The 15,477-nt window shown below is 67.5% G+C and carries 15 protein-coding genes; 7 read left to right on the top strand and 8 right to left on the bottom strand.

Translation table 11 applies throughout. From position 1 onward, the window contains the following. Positions 1-10: 10 nt before the first annotated feature. From H0523_RS20735 to H0523_RS20715, 5 genes are all read left to right on the top strand, one after another. Positions 11-1,006: an ABC transporter ATP-binding protein gene (locus H0523_RS20735; RefSeq protein ID WP_054431110.1), complete on the top strand. Its 996-nt coding sequence runs from the start codon at positions 11-13 to the stop codon at positions 1,004-1,006. Next, entirely contained in the window at positions 1,003-2,019 is a 1,017-nt protein-coding gene (locus H0523_RS20730) for an ABC transporter ATP-binding protein (protein ID WP_082404486.1), read from the top strand. Before H0523_RS20735 ends, H0523_RS20730 begins: the two co-directional genes overlap by 4 nt. Positions 2,020-2,127: 108 nt before the next feature. Continuing rightward, entirely contained in the window at positions 2,128-3,330 is a 1,203-nt protein-coding gene (locus tag H0523_RS20725; RefSeq protein ID WP_054431007.1) for a M20 aminoacylase family protein, read from the top strand. Positions 3,331-3,553: 223 nt separating this feature from the next. Further along, positions 3,554-4,468, top strand: coding sequence for a TauD/TfdA dioxygenase family protein (locus H0523_RS20720; protein WP_054431008.1), 915 nt, complete (start codon positions 3,554-3,556; stop codon positions 4,466-4,468). Positions 4,469-4,499: 31 nt separating this feature from the next. Beyond that, positions 4,500-4,679 carry a hypothetical protein gene (locus tag H0523_RS20715; protein WP_054431010.1) on the top strand — a complete coding sequence of 60 codons (180 nt, stop codon included), beginning with the start codon at positions 4,500-4,502 and terminating at the stop codon, positions 4,677-4,679. A 56-nt stretch (positions 4,680-4,735) separates the two neighbouring features. Here H0523_RS20715 and H0523_RS20710 read toward each other — a convergent pair whose 3' ends face one another. From H0523_RS20710 to H0523_RS20700, 3 genes are all read right to left on the bottom strand, one after another. Continuing rightward, positions 4,736-7,222, bottom strand: coding sequence for a TonB-dependent siderophore receptor (locus H0523_RS20710; RefSeq protein ID WP_054431013.1), 2,487 nt, complete (start codon positions 7,220-7,222; stop codon positions 4,736-4,738). A gap of 162 nt (positions 7,223-7,384) precedes the next feature. Further along, a complete protein-coding gene (locus H0523_RS20705) occupies positions 7,385-8,428 on the bottom strand; it encodes a FecR domain-containing protein (protein ID WP_231689944.1) in 1,044 nt (347 codons plus the stop codon). A gap of 5 nt (positions 8,429-8,433) precedes the next feature. After that, entirely contained in the window at positions 8,434-8,988 is a 555-nt protein-coding gene (locus H0523_RS20700; RefSeq protein ID WP_054431015.1) for a sigma-70 family RNA polymerase sigma factor, read from the bottom strand. A 217-nt stretch (positions 8,989-9,205) separates the two neighbouring features. Here H0523_RS20700 and H0523_RS20695 point away from each other — a divergent pair, with 217 nt between their 5' ends. Further along, complete coding sequence (locus H0523_RS20695; protein ID WP_054431017.1) at positions 9,206-10,132, top strand: PLP-dependent cysteine synthase family protein; 927 nt, start codon at positions 9,206-9,208, stop codon at positions 10,130-10,132. Positions 10,133-10,420: 288 nt separating this feature from the next. Here H0523_RS20695 and H0523_RS20690 read toward each other — a convergent pair whose 3' ends face one another. The 5 genes from H0523_RS20690 to rpmH form a co-directional block, all read right to left on the bottom strand. Further along, positions 10,421-11,866: a catalase gene (locus H0523_RS20690; protein ID WP_054431018.1), complete on the bottom strand. Its 1,446-nt coding sequence runs from the start codon at positions 11,864-11,866 to the stop codon at positions 10,421-10,423. Between the two features lie 267 nt (positions 11,867-12,133). After that, the gene (gene yidC / locus H0523_RS20685; protein ID WP_054431020.1) at positions 12,134-13,810 is read right to left on the bottom strand and encodes a membrane protein insertase YidC; all 1,677 of its coding nucleotides are present in this window, start codon (positions 13,808-13,810) and stop codon (positions 12,134-12,136) included. A gap of 48 nt (positions 13,811-13,858) precedes the next feature. After that, positions 13,859-14,182, bottom strand: coding sequence for a membrane protein insertion efficiency factor YidD (gene yidD / locus H0523_RS20680; protein ID WP_082380551.1), 324 nt, complete (start codon positions 14,180-14,182; stop codon positions 13,859-13,861). Then, entirely contained in the window at positions 14,179-14,550 is a 372-nt protein-coding gene (locus H0523_RS20675; protein WP_006392133.1) for a ribonuclease P protein component, read from the bottom strand. The genes yidD and H0523_RS20675 overlap by 4 nt, the downstream gene beginning before the upstream one ends. Before the next feature lie 44 nt (positions 14,551-14,594). After that, positions 14,595-14,729: a 50S ribosomal protein L34 gene (gene rpmH, locus H0523_RS20670; protein WP_003816025.1), complete on the bottom strand. Its 135-nt coding sequence runs from the start codon at positions 14,727-14,729 to the stop codon at positions 14,595-14,597. Positions 14,730-15,143: 414 nt separating this feature from the next. Between rpmH and H0523_RS20665 the strand changes: the two genes are divergently transcribed. Next, positions 15,144-15,477 (top strand): DnaA N-terminal domain-containing protein (locus H0523_RS20665; RefSeq protein WP_306670205.1); only part of this gene is annotated, 334 nt, incomplete at its 3' end.

Raw genomic sequence — 15,477 nt, 5'->3', positions numbered from 1 at the left:
GGTGGACGCGATGCAGACGCAAGCTGTGGACAAGTCGCCGGTGCTCGATGTGCGGGGCCTTAAGACGCATTTCTTCACCCGCAATGGCGTAGTGAAGGCGGTCGATGGCGTCGACCTGACGGTGGCCGAAGGCGAGATCCTGGGGCTGGTGGGCGAATCGGGTTCGGGCAAGAGCATCACCGGTTTCTCGCTGATGGGCCTGCTGGATGAACCGGGCCGCATCGTCGAGGGCGAACTGCGCCTGAACGGCGAGGACCTGCGCGGCGCGTCGCCGGCGCGCTGGCGGCAGTTGCGCGGGCAGGAGATCGCCATGATCTTCCAGGACCCGATGATGACGCTGAACCCGGTGCTGCGCGTCGATACGCAGATGATCGAAGCGGTGCAGGCGCATCACAAGGTATCGCGCGAACAGGCGCGTGAACGCGCCCTGCAGACGCTGACGATGGTCGGCATCCCGTCGCCGCAGGAACGCCTGCGGACCTATCCGCACCAGTTGTCGGGCGGCATGCGGCAACGCGTGGCGATCGCGATCGCGCTGCTGAATTCACCGCGCGTCATCATCGCCGACGAACCCACCACGGCGCTGGACGTGACCATCCAGGGGCAGATCCTGTTCGAAGTGCAGAAGCTGTGCCGCGAGACCGGCACCGGCCTGGTGTGGATCACGCACGACCTAGCGGTGGTGGCGGGCCTGGCCGACCGCGTGTCGGTGATGTACGCCGGCCGCGTGGTCGAGACCGGCAGCACGCGCGACGTCATCAGCCATCCGATGCATCCGTACACGCACGGCCTGATCGCCTCGATTCCGACGCCGGAATCGCGCGGCCGGCCGCTGGTGCCGATTCCCGGCATGACGCCGTCGCTGCTCAACCTGCCGCAGGGCTGTGCGTTCCGCGGGCGCTGCCCGCGCGCCAGCGAGGCCTGTATGACCGAGCCGCAGCCCGTGGAAGTGCGCCCGTCGCAATGGGTGCGCTGCTGGCATGCCGGCGCGCCGGAGGTCCAATGAACGCCGCCGATCGCAACGCCGCCCCCATCCTGTCGCTGCGCGGCGTGGAGCTGCGCTTCACGCAACACGTGGACCTGGCCGGCCGCATCGCCAACCTGCTGGGCGCGGGTTTGAAGACGCAAGTGGTGCACGCCATGGCCGGCGTGGACCTGGACGTGCAGCCGGGCGAGGTCATCGGCATCGTCGGTGAATCCGGTTGCGGCAAGTCGACGCTGGGACGCATCGTCTCGGGCATCCTGCCGCCCTCTTCCGGTGAAGTGCACTATCAGGGCCAGGCCGTGAAGGCCATGGCGGGCCCGCAGCGGCGCGCCTACGAGCTGGGCGTGCAGATGATCTTCCAGGACCCCTACGCCTCGCTCAACCCGCGCATGCGGGTGCGCGAGATCATCGGCGAAGCGCCGGTGGCGCACGGCCTGATCCGCGCGCGCGACAAGGCCGAGTATGTCGCCGGCCTGATGCGCCAGGTGGGGCTCGACCCGGCCTTCGCGCAGCGCTATCCGCACCAGTTCTCGGGCGGCCAGCGCCAGCGCATCGGCATCGCGCGCGCGCTGGCGCTGAAACCCTCGGTGATCGTGTGCGACGAGGCCGTGGCGGCGCTGGACGTGTCGATCCAGGCGCAGGTGCTGAACCTGTTCGAGAAGCTGCGCGACGAGCTGGACCTGACGTACCTGTTCATCAGCCACAACCTGAGCGTGGTCAGCCACATCTCGGATCGCGTCGCCATCATGTACCTGGGCCGCGTGGTCGAGCTGGCGCCGACCGACACGGTGTTCCAGCGCGCCAACCATCCATACACGCAGGCGCTGCTCAAGGAACTGCCAACGCTCACGCCGGGACGCCGCAGCTACCAGCCGATCAAGGGCGAGCTGCCGTCGCCGCTGGATCCGCCCGGCGGCTGCGCCTTCCATCCGCGATGTCCCCAGGCTATGCCGCGCTGCAAGACCGAGCGGCCGCTGCTGCGCGAGGTCGCGCCGATGCAGTTCAGCGCCTGCCATCTGAACGACCCGGCCTGACGCCAATCCGTAACAACGCTGGACGCGGCCGGCGACGGACGCGAGAATTTCCCGGTACCCTGTCATACGACATCCGTTCTCTTCTTTCCTTTCCGCCTACCTTCCGCCATGAAAACCCTCGCCGAAATCGAACGCGCCCACGGTGAACTGACCGAACTGCGCCGTGACATCCACGCCCATCCCGAACTGGCCTTCCAGGAAACGCGCACCTCCAACCTGGTGGCCGAGCGCCTGCGGCAATGGGGGCTGGAAGTCCACACCGGGCTGGGGAAAACCGGCGTGGTCGGCGTGCTGCGTGGCGGCAGCGGCGGCAAGACCATCGGCCTGCGCGCCGACATGGATGCGCTGCCCATGCCCGAGCACAACCGCTTCGCGCACAAGTCCACCATCAGCGGCCGCATGCACGGCTGCGGCCACGATGGCCACACCACGATGCTGCTGGGCGCGGCGCAATACCTGTCCACGCATCGCGATTTCGACGGCACCGTGGTGTTCATCTTCCAGCCGGCCGAGGAGGGCGGCAACGCCGGCGCGCGCGCCATGATGCAGGACGGCCTGTTCGACAAATTCCCCTGTGACGCGGTGTTCGGCATCCACAACATGCCCGGCATGCCGGTCAATCAGTTCGGTTTCCGCGCCGGCCCCACCATGGCCTCGAGCAACCGCTGGGACATCGTCATCAAGGGCGTGGGCGGCCACGCCGCGCAGCCGCATGCATCGGTCGACCCGATCATCGTCGCGGCCGACATGGTGCATGCGCTGCAGACGGTCATCTCGCGCAGCAAGAACCCGCTGGAGCAGGCGGTGCTGTCGATCACGCAGATCCACGCTGGCGACGCCTACAACGTGATTCCCGGCGAAGCGGTGCTGCGCGGCACGGTGCGCACCTATTCGGTCGAGGTGCTCGACAAGATCGAGGAAGACATGCGCCGCATCGCCACCACGCTGCCGCAGGTGTACGGCGGCAGCGGCACGCTGGACTTCGTGCGCGCCTATCCGCCGCTGGTGAACTGGGACAAGGAAACCGCGTTTGCCGCGCAGGTGGCCGAGGACGCCTTCGGCGCCGAGAACGTGGTGCGCGACATGCCGCCTTTCATGGGCGCCGAGGACTTCTCGTTCTTCCTGGAGGCCCTGCCCGGCACCTATCTGTTCCTGGGCAACGGCGACGGCGACCACCGCATGGAGAGCTATCACGGCATGGGGCCGTGCCAGCTGCACAACCCGAACTACGATTTCAACGACGCGCTGCTGCCGGTGGGCGCGACGTATTGGGTCAAGCTGGTCGAGGCCTATCTGCCCAGGCACAAGTAGCGCGCCACCGCGCTTCATGCATTGTGGCGATATGCTTATGCGCGATGCCACGCCAGCCGCCCGGTCTCCCGGGCGGTTTTTCTATATGACGCCAGGCTTTGTTCAAACGCCGATAACTTCGTTTGAGATACAAGGCGCGCTTTCCATAATCGGTCATTCCTGATCCATCCGCGGATGGACCGCAGCGCCGGCGCCAACGCCGCGACGCCAACCGGAGTGACCGATGTCCCAGAGCAACGCCGTGCGGCGCGAAGAGGCCGCCCCCGTCCCGCCGCCCCCGGCCGCGCAGGCGTTCGAGCTGCGGCCGCTGGCGGGCCCCGTGGGCGCCGAGCTCATCGGCCTGGACCTGGGCCGTGAACTGTCGTCCGCCGATTTCAAGCGCGTGCACCAGGCGCACCTGGACCACCACCTGCTGGTGTTCCGCGACCAGCGCATCACGCCGCAGCAGCACATCGACTTCAGCCGCCGCTTCGGCCGCCTGATGATCCACGTGCTGCACCAGTTCCACCTGGCCAACTATCCCGAGATCCTGATCGTCTCCAACATCATCGAGAACGGCCAGCCGGTCGGCCTGGGCGATGCCGGCAAGTACTGGCATTCGGACATCTCGTACAAGGAATTGCCCAGTCTGGGCTCGCTGCTGCACGCGCAGGAACTGCCGGCGCAAGGCGGCGACACGCTGTTCGCCAACATGCACTTGGCCTATGACACCCTGCCCGCCGCATTGCGCAACGCCGTCGAGGGCAAGCGCGCGGTGCATTCGTACCTGGCCAAGTACGGCCAGCTGCAGAAGGAAGGCAACTGGCGCCCCAACCTGAGCGCGCAACAGGTGGCGCAGGTGCAGGCGGTGTCGCACCCGGTGGTGCGCACTCATCCCGAGAACGGCCGCCGCGCGCTGTTCGTGAGCGAAGGCTTCACCACCCATATCGAAGGCCTGCCGGAGGACGAGAGCCGGCAGCTGCTGGACGAGCTGTTCGCGCACAGCGTGCGGCCCGAGCACATCTACCGCCACCGCTGGCAGCCGCACGACCTGGTGTTCTGGGACAACCGCTCGCTGATCCACCTGGCCGGCGGCACGCCCGACCACCTGCGCCGCAAGCTGTACCGCACCACCATCGAAGGCGACGCGCCGTTCTAGGCCGGCCCGCGACTTATCCACAAGGAACGCCATGCGTCTGTCTCCCGATCTGCGCGAACGATTGATCCGCACCGCCACCGCCGCGGGCGTCGCGCTGGCGCTGGCCATCGTCGCGCTGGCCGCGCCCACGCCAGCCGTGGCGGGGCAAGCCGACCTGCCCGCCCCCGGCGCCGCCAGCGCGCAACACGCGCCCTCGTCCCTGCCGCGCTGAACGGTTGGCCCGGCCGGGCCTGTGGATATCCCGCAGGCCCGGGCGCAGGGCCCGCGTCAGAAGTCGGCGCGCAACGTCAGCGCGACCCGCCGCCCTTCCCCGAAGACCACGCCCTGGCTCTGCGGCATGTAGTAGTGCTTGTCGAACAGATTGGTGGCGTTCAGCGACACCGTCATGTGCGGATCGATCTTGTAGGCGATGCGCGCATCCGCGGTGTAGAAGCCGCTCTGCGTGACCGTGGTGGCTCCGCTGCCGCTGAACAGCTTGCTGGTGGCATTGATGCCGCCGCCCACTTCCCAGCGGCTGAGGTCGCCGGGCAGGCGGTAGTTGGTCCAGACCCGGAACAGGTGCTTGGGGGCGATCTGCGAGAACGCCGAGGCGCTGGTATCCAGGCTGGCCTCGTCCAGGTACTTGCTGTCGTTGTAGGTATATCCGGCCATGACGGTCCAGCCCGGCGTGATCTGGCCGGAGGCGCGCAGGTCCAGGCCACGCGAGCGCGCCTTGCCGGCGGCCGCGAAGAACTGGCTGGTGTCATCGGTCGGCAGGGCGCGATTGCTTTGCGTGATCTGGTACAGCGCGGCCGATGTCTGCAGCCTGCCGTCCAGGTAGTTGCCCTTCACCCCCACTTCGAATTGTTCGCCTTCCATCGGCTTGAGCAGCTCGCCGGATGGCGTGCGCAGCGCCTGCGGCTGGAAGATGGTGGAGTAACTGGCATAGACCGAATGCGCGTCGTCGACGTCGGCCACCAGCCCGGCGTAGGGCGTGACCTTTTTCTTGTAGGCATCGCTGCTGGATGCGTTGCCGAACGGGTTGTAGGTCTGGTCCTGCTGATAGCGCGTATCCCACCACGAAACCCGCGCGCCGACGATGGCGGTGAGCGCATCGGTCAGGTGAAAGCGCGTGTTGCCGTAGATGCCGTATTGGCGCTGCACCACCGCGCCCTTGGAGGTATGTTCCGGCAAGCCGCTCCAGCTCGGCTTGGCGTAGGAATAGTTCCAGATGTCGATGGTCTGGAAGTTGAACAGGTTGTCGGTGCCGTAGTAGCTCGTGCCGTAGTTGTACATGCGGCTGTAGTTCGCGCCGATCACCAGGTCGTGCTGGCGTCCCAGCAGCGTGTACTTGCCGGTGGCGTTCAGGTCGTAGCTCTGGTTGTCCTCGTAGTAGTCGGTGTTGGTGGTGCCGAAGGTGGCCGTGTGGGTGGCCTTGTCGACGTTGCCGAACAGCTCGCCGGACAGCACCCGCGCCGTGTTGTGGTCGAAGCTGCCGGTCGCGGTGAGCTTCCAGTCCTGGCCCAGCTTGTGTTCGAGGCTGGCGAACACATTGGTGTTGGCGTAGCGGTCGTGATTCCACGACGCCCCGAAGAAATCGTTGCGCTTGCCGGCCACCGAATAATCGTCGTACAGCGGCGCCTTGTCGGCCCAGCCGACGTTGGAATCGCGCTGGCTGTAGCTGACGCCCGCGCGCAGCAAGGTGTCGGCGGACAGGTCGGCCTCCAGCGTGCCGTAGTACGACTGGTCCTTGCGCCAGGTCGAATCCAGTTCCAGGTCCTTGCGCTGCGCGGCGGCCACGAAGCGCCCCCGCACCGTGCCGGATGCGTTCAGCGGGCCGCCGATATCCACCTGGCCGCCGAAGTTGTCCCGGGTGCCGGCGGTGGTCGAGACCGAGGCCGTGAATTCCGATGGCGCGCGCTTGCGCACCAGGCTGATGACGCCGCCGACGCTGCCGAATCCGCCGTACAGGCCGGCTGGACCGTCCAGCACTTCGACGCGTTCGTACATGGCCAGGCTGGGCGCATTGGTGCCGGCGGTGGACGACATGTCCGAGTTCATCACCACCGGCAGTCCGTCCACCACCATCGAGCTGATGGGGAAGCCGCGCGAATAGTATTGGACCCGGTCGGCGTCGCTTTGCAGCACCATCACGCCGGGTGTGCGCTTCATGGCCTCGTCCAGCGATTGCAGGTTCTGTTCCTGGATCTGCTGCTGCGTGATGACGCTGATGGTCTGCGGAATCTCGCGTTGCGACAACGGGATCTTCGAGGCGACCGTGGTCGGCGGATTGAGGCGCTGGGCCACCGGGTCGATGGCCGCGCCGCTGACGGCGATGGCCGGCAGCGTGGCCACGCCATTGGCGGCGGGCGCGGCCTTCAGCACATATTGTCCCTGGCTGTTGGCAACCGCTTGCAGGCCGGTGCCGGCCAGCAGCGCGGCCAGGCCGTCCGCGGCGCCGAAGCGGCCTTTCAGGCCGGGGCTGTGCTTGCCGTCGACCAGTTCGGTGGCGCTGGCGAGATAGACGCCCGCCTCGGCCGAGAAGCGCGCCAGGGCCGCCTGCAACGGACCGGCGGGGATGTCGTAGCTGCGCGTGGCGGGCGCTTGCGCGGGGCGTTCCGAGGCCATCTGTCGCGCGTGGGCGGGCAAGGCCCCGGCCGCCAGGAACGCGGCGGCCAGATGCAGGGTCAGCGCGGCGCGCCGGGGGCTGCGCAACGCAGGCGCGCGGCGCGGCCTGGCGATGGCGGGACGGGCGGGGGACAAGCGGCGGGACATGGCGTTCGATCCTTGCTGGAAGTGAGAGTGTCGTCAGCGCGTTGCCATCGCGGGGCCGCCGGCCCTGGCGTGCAATGGCGCTTTCACTTCCTGAATCAATCGAGCGGCCGCAAACGGAACCTGGCGCGCCGCGCACGCGACAAAAAAGTTGTAACGCCCATGTCAGCGCGGGGCCGCGTCGTCGGCCGCCACCAGCGTGGTCCACCATGGCATCGGCCGTTGCACCTTTACCTGCGCCGCTTGCGCCAGCAGGGCCAGGGCGCTGTCGACGTCGCGCAGCGGGAACGTGCCGAAGACGCGCCGTTGCGCCACTTGCGGCGCAACGCCGATATGGCCGAGCGTGTAGCGGCCCAGTTCATCGGCGATTTCCCGCAGGGTCAGGTTGTTGGCCAGCAGATCGCCCCGGATCCAGGCTTCGCGCGCCGGATCGGCGCGCGTGGCGGAGCCGACCTCGGCGGCGGTAAAGCGCGCCTGCCGGCCCGTCGCGATGACGGTCGGGGGCGCGTTTCGCGCGGTGCGGATCTCGACCGCGCCCTGATAGACCGCCAGCAGCGTCGCGCCCGCCTCTTGCCGCACGGTGAAGCGCGTGCCGAGCGCCCGCAGCCGGCCTTCGGCGGTGTCGACCACGAACGGGCGGTCCTTGTCCGTCCCCGTCTCGATCAGGATTTCACCGGCCACCAGGTGCAGGCGGCGCAACCCGGGCTGGAAGTCCCGGTTGAAGGCGCTGGCCGTGTTGAGCCAGACGCGCGAGCCATCGGGCAGCACGGTGGCGCGGATCTCGCCGGTGGCCGCGCGGTAGTCGGCGCTCCAGGCCGCGGCTAGCGGGCCCAGCGGCGTCTGGCGCCAGCCCAGCCAGCCGAAGACGCCGACGCCGGCCAGCGAGGCGATGCGGACCAGGGCGCGCCGGCGCCGCAGGACGCGCTGGCCGGCGGCGTGCAGGTTGTCGCTGGTCAGCCGCGGGTCGGGCGTGTCGCGCAAGGGCGCGAGGATGCGCTGGCTGACCTGTTCGACGTAGGCCCAGGCCTGGCGGTGACTGGCATCGGCATCGAGCCAGGCCAGCCAGCGTTGCCGGTCGGCCGCGACCGCGTCGCCGGAGATCAGCAGTGCATACCACTCGGCGGCCTGCTCCATGACATGGTGCGGCGGATTGGCGCGGGCCTGGCGCGCGTCCGGTCCTGGCGCGGGGATCAGGGGGATGGCGGCCATATGGGTCAGGCGAAGGTCGGATCCCGCAGCGCGCTGGCGGTGGCGGCCGCCTCGGTCAGCATGCAGCGCAGCATGACCTGGGCCACGTACTTGCGCACCATGCGCGGCGAGATGTGGAGTTCGGCGGCGACGTCGGCGCTCGGGACCTCGCACACCGCGGCCATCAGGAAGGCCTGGGCAGCCTTGGGCGGCAGGTCGCGCAACAGCGCGCCGATCTCCTGCAGCGCCTCCAGCACGATCGCCTGGCGCTCGGTGGACGGCGCGCAGGCCTCGGGCCGCGCCGCCAGCGTGTCGAGCCAGGCCTGCTCGATCTCGCGCCGATGCCACAGGTTGATGCACATGCCCTGCGCCATGCTGCGCAGATAGGCGCGGGCCTCGCCCGGACTGCCGAAGCCGCGCGGCGCCGGCTTGTGGATAAGCCGCAGGAAGGCGTCGTGCGCCAGGTCCGCGGCATCGGCCGCGTTGCCCAGGCGCCGCTGCAACCATCCGCGCAGCCAGCCGTGATGCTCGTGGTAGAGGGTCTCGATGGAGGGCGTGGAAAGATATCCCTGCGGATTCACGGTTCGATTCGGTGGCGGTGGAGGCTGGGGCAGACGCCCAAGGGGGGCGCATTGGCGATAAATAGTAATCATTATTGATATCGCATGAAAGGAAATTCGTCGATGCGCCGCTGCGGTGTGCGGCGCCGGGCACACTGCCCTCCTCTCTACAATGGACCGCCCGTCCCTTCTTCATCCGGCCGTCCACGGCGCCCCGGATGTGTCCTCCGGAACCCTTATGCTGGCCGCTTCCTCGATCGAACTCATCGGCAACACCCCCCTGATCGCGCTGAGCCGCGTGCACGACGGCCCCGGCCGCATCGTGGCCAAGGCCGAATTCCTGCAACCGGGCGGCAGCGTCAAGGATCGCGCCGCCAAGGCCATCCTGCTGGCCGCGCGCGCCGACGGCCGCCTGGCGCCCGGCATGCCGGTGATCGAGATGACCAGCGGCAACATGGGGGCGGGCCTGGCCGTGGCCTGCGCCGCGCTGGGGCATCCGCTGGTGGTCACCATGTCCGCGGGCAACAGCCCCGCCCGCGCCCGCATGCTGGAAGGCCTGGGCGCCGAGGTGGTGCTGGTGCCGCAGGTCGATGGCGCCCCCGGGCAGGTCACCGGCGCCGACGTCGAGGCGGCGGCCCGGGTGGCGGCCGCGCTGGCGCGCGAACGCGGCGGTTTCTACGTCGACCAGTTCAATGCCGTCGAATGCATCGCCGCGCACGAAACCGGCACCGGCCGCGAAATCCTGGAACAGGTCGGCGCCCCCGTGGACGGCTGGGTCGCGGCCGTCGGCACCGGCTGCACCTTCATGGGCGTGGCGCGCGCGCTCAAGGCGGCGAGCGCCGCGACGTTGTGCGCGGCCGTCGAGCCGCTGGGCTGCGAGGTGCTGGCGGGGGAACCGGTGACCAAGGCGCGTCACCTGATCCAGGGCACCAGCTACGGCGCGGTGCCGCCGCACTGGGATCCGTCCCTGATGGACCTGAGCATCGCGGTCACCGACGACGAGGCGCAGCAATGGCGTCGCCTGCTGGCCGTGCGGGAGGGGCTGTACGTGGGCTATTCCGCCGCCGCCAACGCGTGCGCGGCCGCCAAGCTGTTGCGCTCGGGCCGGCTGCCCGCGGACGCGACGGTGGCCACGGTGCTGTGCGATACGGGCCTGAAATACTAGCAAGCGGGTTTTCCACAGCTTCCGCGGATAACACTATCCACAGCGCCTGTGGAATTCCTGTGGATTGCCTGTGAATTGGCTGTGGACGAATGGGGATAACTTTTTTCGGCCTTGTTGTGGAAAAGTCGCTTGCGGTGGTTTTCGGAGCAAAACGCAGGCGGAACGCGCAGGCGTGGACGCGAAACCAGCCGTAAAAACAGCCAAAAAATAGCGGCGGAAAGAAATCGGGCGGCCCCATGGGCCGCCCGATACGCGCCGCGCGGCGCCTGCCGCGCGCGAATGCCGCGCCTACAGCTTCAGGCCCAGCGCCTTGGCCACGCCCGCCGCGTAGGCCGGATCGGCCTTGCGGAAGTGTTCCAGCTGGCGGCGCTGGATTTCCTCGGGCACGCTCGCCATGTGGCGGCCGATGTTGCCGAACAGCAGTTCCTGCTGCGCCGGCGTCATCAGGCGGAACAAGGCGCCCGGCTGCGAGTAGTAGTCGTCATCGACGCGGTGGTTCCAGCGCGCGGCGGCCTGGCCGTCCAGCGGCAGCGGCGGTTCGCCGGCCGACGGGGTTTCCTTCCATTCACCCGCGCTGTTGGGCTCGTAGTTGAGCGTGCCGCCGGCATTGCCGTCCACGCGCGCCGCGCCATCGCGGTGATAGCTGTGGAACGGGCAGCGCGGCGCGTTCACCGGGATCTGGTGGTGGTTGATGCCCAGGCGGTAGCGGTGCGTGTCGCCGTACGAGAACAGCCGGCCCTGCAGCATCTTGTCCGGCGAGAAGTCGATGCCGGGCACCACGTTGGCGGGCGTGAAGGCGGCCTGCTCGACCTCGGCGAAGTAGTTCTCCGGGTTCTTGTTCAGTTCCAGCACGCCTACTTCGATCAGCGGGTAGTCGCCGTGCGGCCACACCTTGGTCAGGTCGAACGGGTTGATGTGATAGGTCTCGGCGTCGGCCGCGGGCATGATCTGCACCTTCAGCGTCCACTTCGGGAAGTTGCCCTGCTCGATGTTGTCGAACAGGTCACGCTGCGAGCTTTCGCGGTCGTGGGCCACGACCTGCGCCGCTTCCTCGTCGCTCAGACAGGCGATGCCCTGCTGCGACTTGAAGTGGAACTTCACATAGAAGCGTTCACCGCCGGCATTGACGAAGCTGAAGGTGTGCGAGCCGAAGCCATGCTGCTGGCGCAGGTTGGCCGGAATGCCGCGGTCGCTCATCAGGATGGTGACCTGGTGCAGCGATTCGGGGCTGAGCGACCAGAAATCCCAGGCCGCGGTGGCGCTGCGCAGGTTGGTCTTGGGATCGCGCTTCTGGGTGTGGATGAAGTCGGGGAACTTGAGCGGATCGCGGATGAAGAACACCGGGGTGTTGTTGCCGACCAGGTCCCAGTTGCCTTCGTCGGTGTAGAACTTGATGGCGAAGCCGCGCACGTCGCGTTCGGCGTCGGCCGCGCCGCGTTCGCCAGCCACGGTCGAAAAGCGCAGGAACAGCGGGGTCTGCTTGCCGACCTTGGAGAAGATGCTGGCGCGGGTGTATTGGGTGATGTCGTGGGTGACGGTGAAGGTGCCATAGGCGCCCGAGCCCTTGGCATGCACCACGCGTTCGGGGATGCGTTCACGGTCGAAATGGGCGAGTTTCTCTATCAGCCAGAAGTCCTGCAACAGCGCCGGACCGCGCGGGCCGGCGGTCAAGGTGTTGTTGTTGTCGGCCACCGGCGCCCCGGAGGCGGTGGTCAGATGCTTCTTGTCGGTCATGGCTCACTCCCTACGTAATTCCTGGAATGCGCGGCGCCTGGGCCACGCTGCGTGATCGGACACCGTCCCGGACATTGCCGGCCGGGGGATATCTCCGACACATCATAGGGGTCAATTTTTTCGTTGTGAAGTTGATTGAGCTACCAAATTTGATTGAAAATAACTATCGTCAGGGCGACTTGACGCGCATCGCCGTCAAACCAACGTGGAACCTGGACGAAAAAAAACCGGCCCCTGGGGGCCGGCTTTTCATGGCGCGAGCGGGAATCAGCGGTTGGCCGCGGCTTCCGTCTTGCGCTGCATGGCGCGGGTGATGGACCACTGCTGGGCGATCGACAAGGTGTTGTTGACGCACCAGTAGAGCACCAGGCCGGCCGGGAAGAAGAACATCATCCCGCCGAACACCAGCGGCATGATCATCATGACCTTGGCCTGGACGGGGTCCGGGGGCGTCGGGTTCAGTTTGATCTGCAGGAACATGGTGGCCATCATGATGGCGGGCAGAATGAAGAACGGGTCGCGGATCGACAGGTCGTGCACCCACAGGATCCACGGCGCGCCGCGCATTTCGACGCTGGCCAGCAGCACCCAGTACAGCGAGATGAACACCGGGATCTGCACCACCATCGGCAGGCAGCCGCCCAGCGGGTTGATCTTCTCGGTGCGGTACATCTCCATCATGGCCGCGTTGAGCTTCTGCTTGTCGTCGCCGTACTTTTCCTTCAGGGCCTGCAGGCGCGGGGCGACCTGCTTCATGCGGGCCATGGAGCGGTAGCTGGCGGCGGCCAGGGGGTAGAACAGCGCCTTGATCAGCACGGTCAGGGCGACGATGGTCCAGCCCCAGTTGCCCAGGATGGAATGCAGCCAGGTCATCAGCGTGAACAGCGGCTTGGCGATGATGGTCAGCCAGCCGTAGTCGACCACCAGTTCCAGGCCGGGGGCGAGCGCCGCCATGGCCTTCTGGTCCTGCGGACCGACCCACAGGTGCGAATCGACGCGGGCGGCGGCGCCCGGGGCGATCTCGCCGACGGCTTCGATGGTGCGGGCGGCGTAGACGTTCTTCTGGACTTCCAGCACTTCGTTGTTGCGCGGCTTGCCTTGCGGCGGCACCCAGGCGGTGGCGAAGTAGTGCTGCACCACGGCGATCCAGCCGTTGTCGGCCTGCTTGATGTAGTTGGCCTTCTTCTTCTCGATGTCGGCGAAGGTCATCTTCTGGAACTTGTCCTGTTCCGAGTAGACGGCCATGCCGGTGAACGTGTGATAGAAGCTGGAGGTGTCGGCCGGATCGTTGCCGTCGCGCTCGAGCTGCAGGTACAGCGCCGGCGTCACGGGGGCGGCGCCGACGTTGGCCAGGTCGTGGCGCACGTCGATGTCATAGCGGCCGCGATGCAGCGTGAAGGTCTTGGTGACCTTGACGCCGCCGGATTCGGCTTCGAACGCCACCACCAGGCTGTCGCCGGTCAGCTGGCGCTCGGTCGAGACCACGCGGAACGGGGTCTGGTGGGTGGGGAAGCTGCCGCCGATCACGCCGGTCTGGGCGATGTAGGTCAGGCCCGCGCTGCGGTCCAGCAGCACGGTGGGCTTGTCGGGCTGGCCGGTGGCCGGGTACTTCAGCAGCTCGGCGCGCACCAGTTGGGCGCCCAGCGTGTCGAAGGTCAGGCGCAGCACGTCGGTGGTGATGACCACTTCTTCCGAGCGCGTCGGCACCGGCGTGGCGGCGCCAGGCACGGCCGAAGGCGTGGCGGTGGCGGTCGCGGGCGGCGCATTGGGCACCGAGGGCGTCGCGTTGTTCGCGGCGGCCGGCGTGTCGGTGGCGGGCGTGCTGGCCGTGGGCGTGGGGGCCCCGAACAGCGACGGTTTGCCGTTATGGATCTGCCAGTTGTTCCAGAGGAGCAACAGCGAGAAGGAGAAAATCATCCAGAGGACGGTTCGTCGGATATCCATGGTGCCTACTGAAGTGAATACGGGCCAGCAAAGCCCGCCAGTTTAGCGTCAATCATGCTCGGTGCGGTGCCCATGGGAGCAGCAGGCCCCGCGGTTGGTTCCCTTGGACGGCGGAACCGGGTCCCAGCCGCCGGGCGACCAGGGGTGGCAGCGGCCGATGCGTCGCAGCATCAACCAGAAGCCGCGCCAGGGACCGTGGCGTTCGATCGCCTCGATCGCGTACGCCGAGCAGGTCGGGGTGAAGCGGCATTGCCGGCCGATCCAGGGACTCAGGAAAAACCTGTAGAACCGGATCGGGGCAATGAGTAATGCGGCCCCCACGGAACGCCCGCGTCGCGGACGGCCTGCCTGCCGGGGGGATGGCCCGTTCATCGCGCGATCCGCTCGAAGTGAGCGTCCGCTTCGGCCCGGGCCGCCTGTTTCAGCGCGGTGAGCGTGGCGGGCGTGACCTTGCTGTGCAGTCGCACGACGTAGTCTTTCGCCGGCAATCCCAGGCGCCGGTGGCGGAACGCTTCGCGGATGACCCGCTTGAGGGCGTTGCGCGTGGTGGCGTGGGCGGCGAAGCGCTTGGCGATCACCAGGCCCAGCCGGGCACAGGCGTCCTGACCGGGAGGCAGATCGTTGGAAGCGGCGCTCACAACGAAAAACGCCCCTCGGGCCAGACGCCGGCCTTTGAGGGCGGCGGCGAACTCGGAGGGGCGATGCAGCCGCGCCTCCGGCGGAAGCGTGGCGCGCGGCATGGACTGCGGGTCAGCGGGTCGGGTGTCTGCGCAAGAAGCGAGACTTAGACAGCCAGACGCTTGCGGCCCTTGGCGCGGCGAGCGTTCAGGATGGCGCGGCCAGCGCGGGTCTTCATGCGCACGCGGAAACCATGGGTGCGCTTGCGGCGGGTAACGGAAGGTTGGTAGGTGCGTTTCATGGACGATCCACAAAAAGAACAAAAGTCAGAAGGGACCTGCCCGGAGGGTTCCTGGTCGCAAATCCGGTAGCGGGTATCTAGTAAGCGCCTCGCTGCGAATTCGCACATGACATGCGGATTCACTGGCAAAGACAGGCTTGTAGACGGGGCTCTGGTCCGGGCAATACCCGGGCGACCTATTCAGCAAGGCACAGTTCCGGGGGCGGGGTAAGTGTAACCATTACCCTATTACCCGTGTGAACCTGGGCCTTCTGCGAAACCTTCTGACAGACAGAATTCGGAAAAGCCCACCATTTCAGCAAGTTTTCCCTGTCTTGTCAAACAGTTAAGGGGGCGGGTTGTGCACGCTCATGCCCTACCCTGTGGATAACCCGTGCCCAGGCAAGGTAGAATCGAGGTTTGAATAAGAGCGACATGAAAGAATTCTGGCAGACCTGCGTCAGTCGTCTTGAGCAGGAACTCCCCCCCCAACAAATCAGCGCGTGGATACGACCGCTGGTCCCGCTTGCGTATGACGAAACGCAGGCGGTGCTGCGCGTTGCCGCCCCCAACCGGTTCAAGCTGGACTGGGTGCGCAAGAACTTCTCCCACCAGATCGAAGCGTTGGCCGCGGAGTGGTTCGAGCGTCCGGTACAGGTCCTGTTCGAATTGCCCACGCAAGGCACCACCCCGCGCATGCCGGTGGCGCCCGTGCGCGCGCAGCCGCCCGTGCCGACCGCGCCTTCGGCCGCCGCGCCCCTGGGCGGCG

Origin of the sequence: Achromobacter insuavis (assembly GCF_902859645.1) — a bacterium.
GTDB classification, from domain to species: Bacteria; Pseudomonadota; Gammaproteobacteria; order Burkholderiales; family Burkholderiaceae_B; genus Achromobacter; species Achromobacter insuavis.
This window is presented reverse-complemented; position numbering and strand designations above follow the sequence as displayed.

Coding starts and splice junctions, on each gene's coding strand:
- yidC (WP_054431020.1), bottom strand. CDS start 13,810: ATGGATATCCGACGAACCGTCCTCTGGATGATTTTCTCCTTCTCGCTG.
- H0523_RS20705 (WP_231689944.1), bottom strand. CDS start 8,428: ATGGCCGCCATCCCCCTGATCCCCGCGCCAGGACCGGACGCGCGCCAG.
- H0523_RS20710 (WP_054431013.1), bottom strand. CDS start 7,222: ATGTCCCGCCGCTTGTCCCCCGCCCGTCCCGCCATCGCCAGGCCGCGC.
- yidD (WP_082380551.1), bottom strand. CDS start 14,182: ATGAACGGGCCATCCCCCCGGCAGGCAGGCCGTCCGCGACGCGGGCGT.
- rpmH (WP_003816025.1), bottom strand. CDS start 14,729: ATGAAACGCACCTACCAACCTTCCGTTACCCGCCGCAAGCGCACCCAT.
- H0523_RS20725 (WP_054431007.1), top strand. CDS start 2,128: ATGAAAACCCTCGCCGAAATCGAACGCGCCCACGGTGAACTGACCGAA.
- H0523_RS20675 (WP_006392133.1), bottom strand. CDS start 14,550: ATGCCGCGCGCCACGCTTCCGCCGGAGGCGCGGCTGCATCGCCCCTCC.
- H0523_RS20690 (WP_054431018.1), bottom strand. CDS start 11,866: ATGACCGACAAGAAGCATCTGACCACCGCCTCCGGGGCGCCGGTGGCC.
- H0523_RS20730 (WP_082404486.1), top strand. CDS start 1,003: ATGAACGCCGCCGATCGCAACGCCGCCCCCATCCTGTCGCTGCGCGGC.
- H0523_RS20715 (WP_054431010.1), top strand. CDS start 4,500: ATGCGTCTGTCTCCCGATCTGCGCGAACGATTGATCCGCACCGCCACC.
- H0523_RS20735 (WP_054431110.1), top strand. CDS start 11: ATGCAGACGCAAGCTGTGGACAAGTCGCCGGTGCTCGATGTGCGGGGC.
- H0523_RS20695 (WP_054431017.1), top strand. CDS start 9,206: ATGCTGGCCGCTTCCTCGATCGAACTCATCGGCAACACCCCCCTGATC.
- H0523_RS20720 (WP_054431008.1), top strand. CDS start 3,554: ATGTCCCAGAGCAACGCCGTGCGGCGCGAAGAGGCCGCCCCCGTCCCG.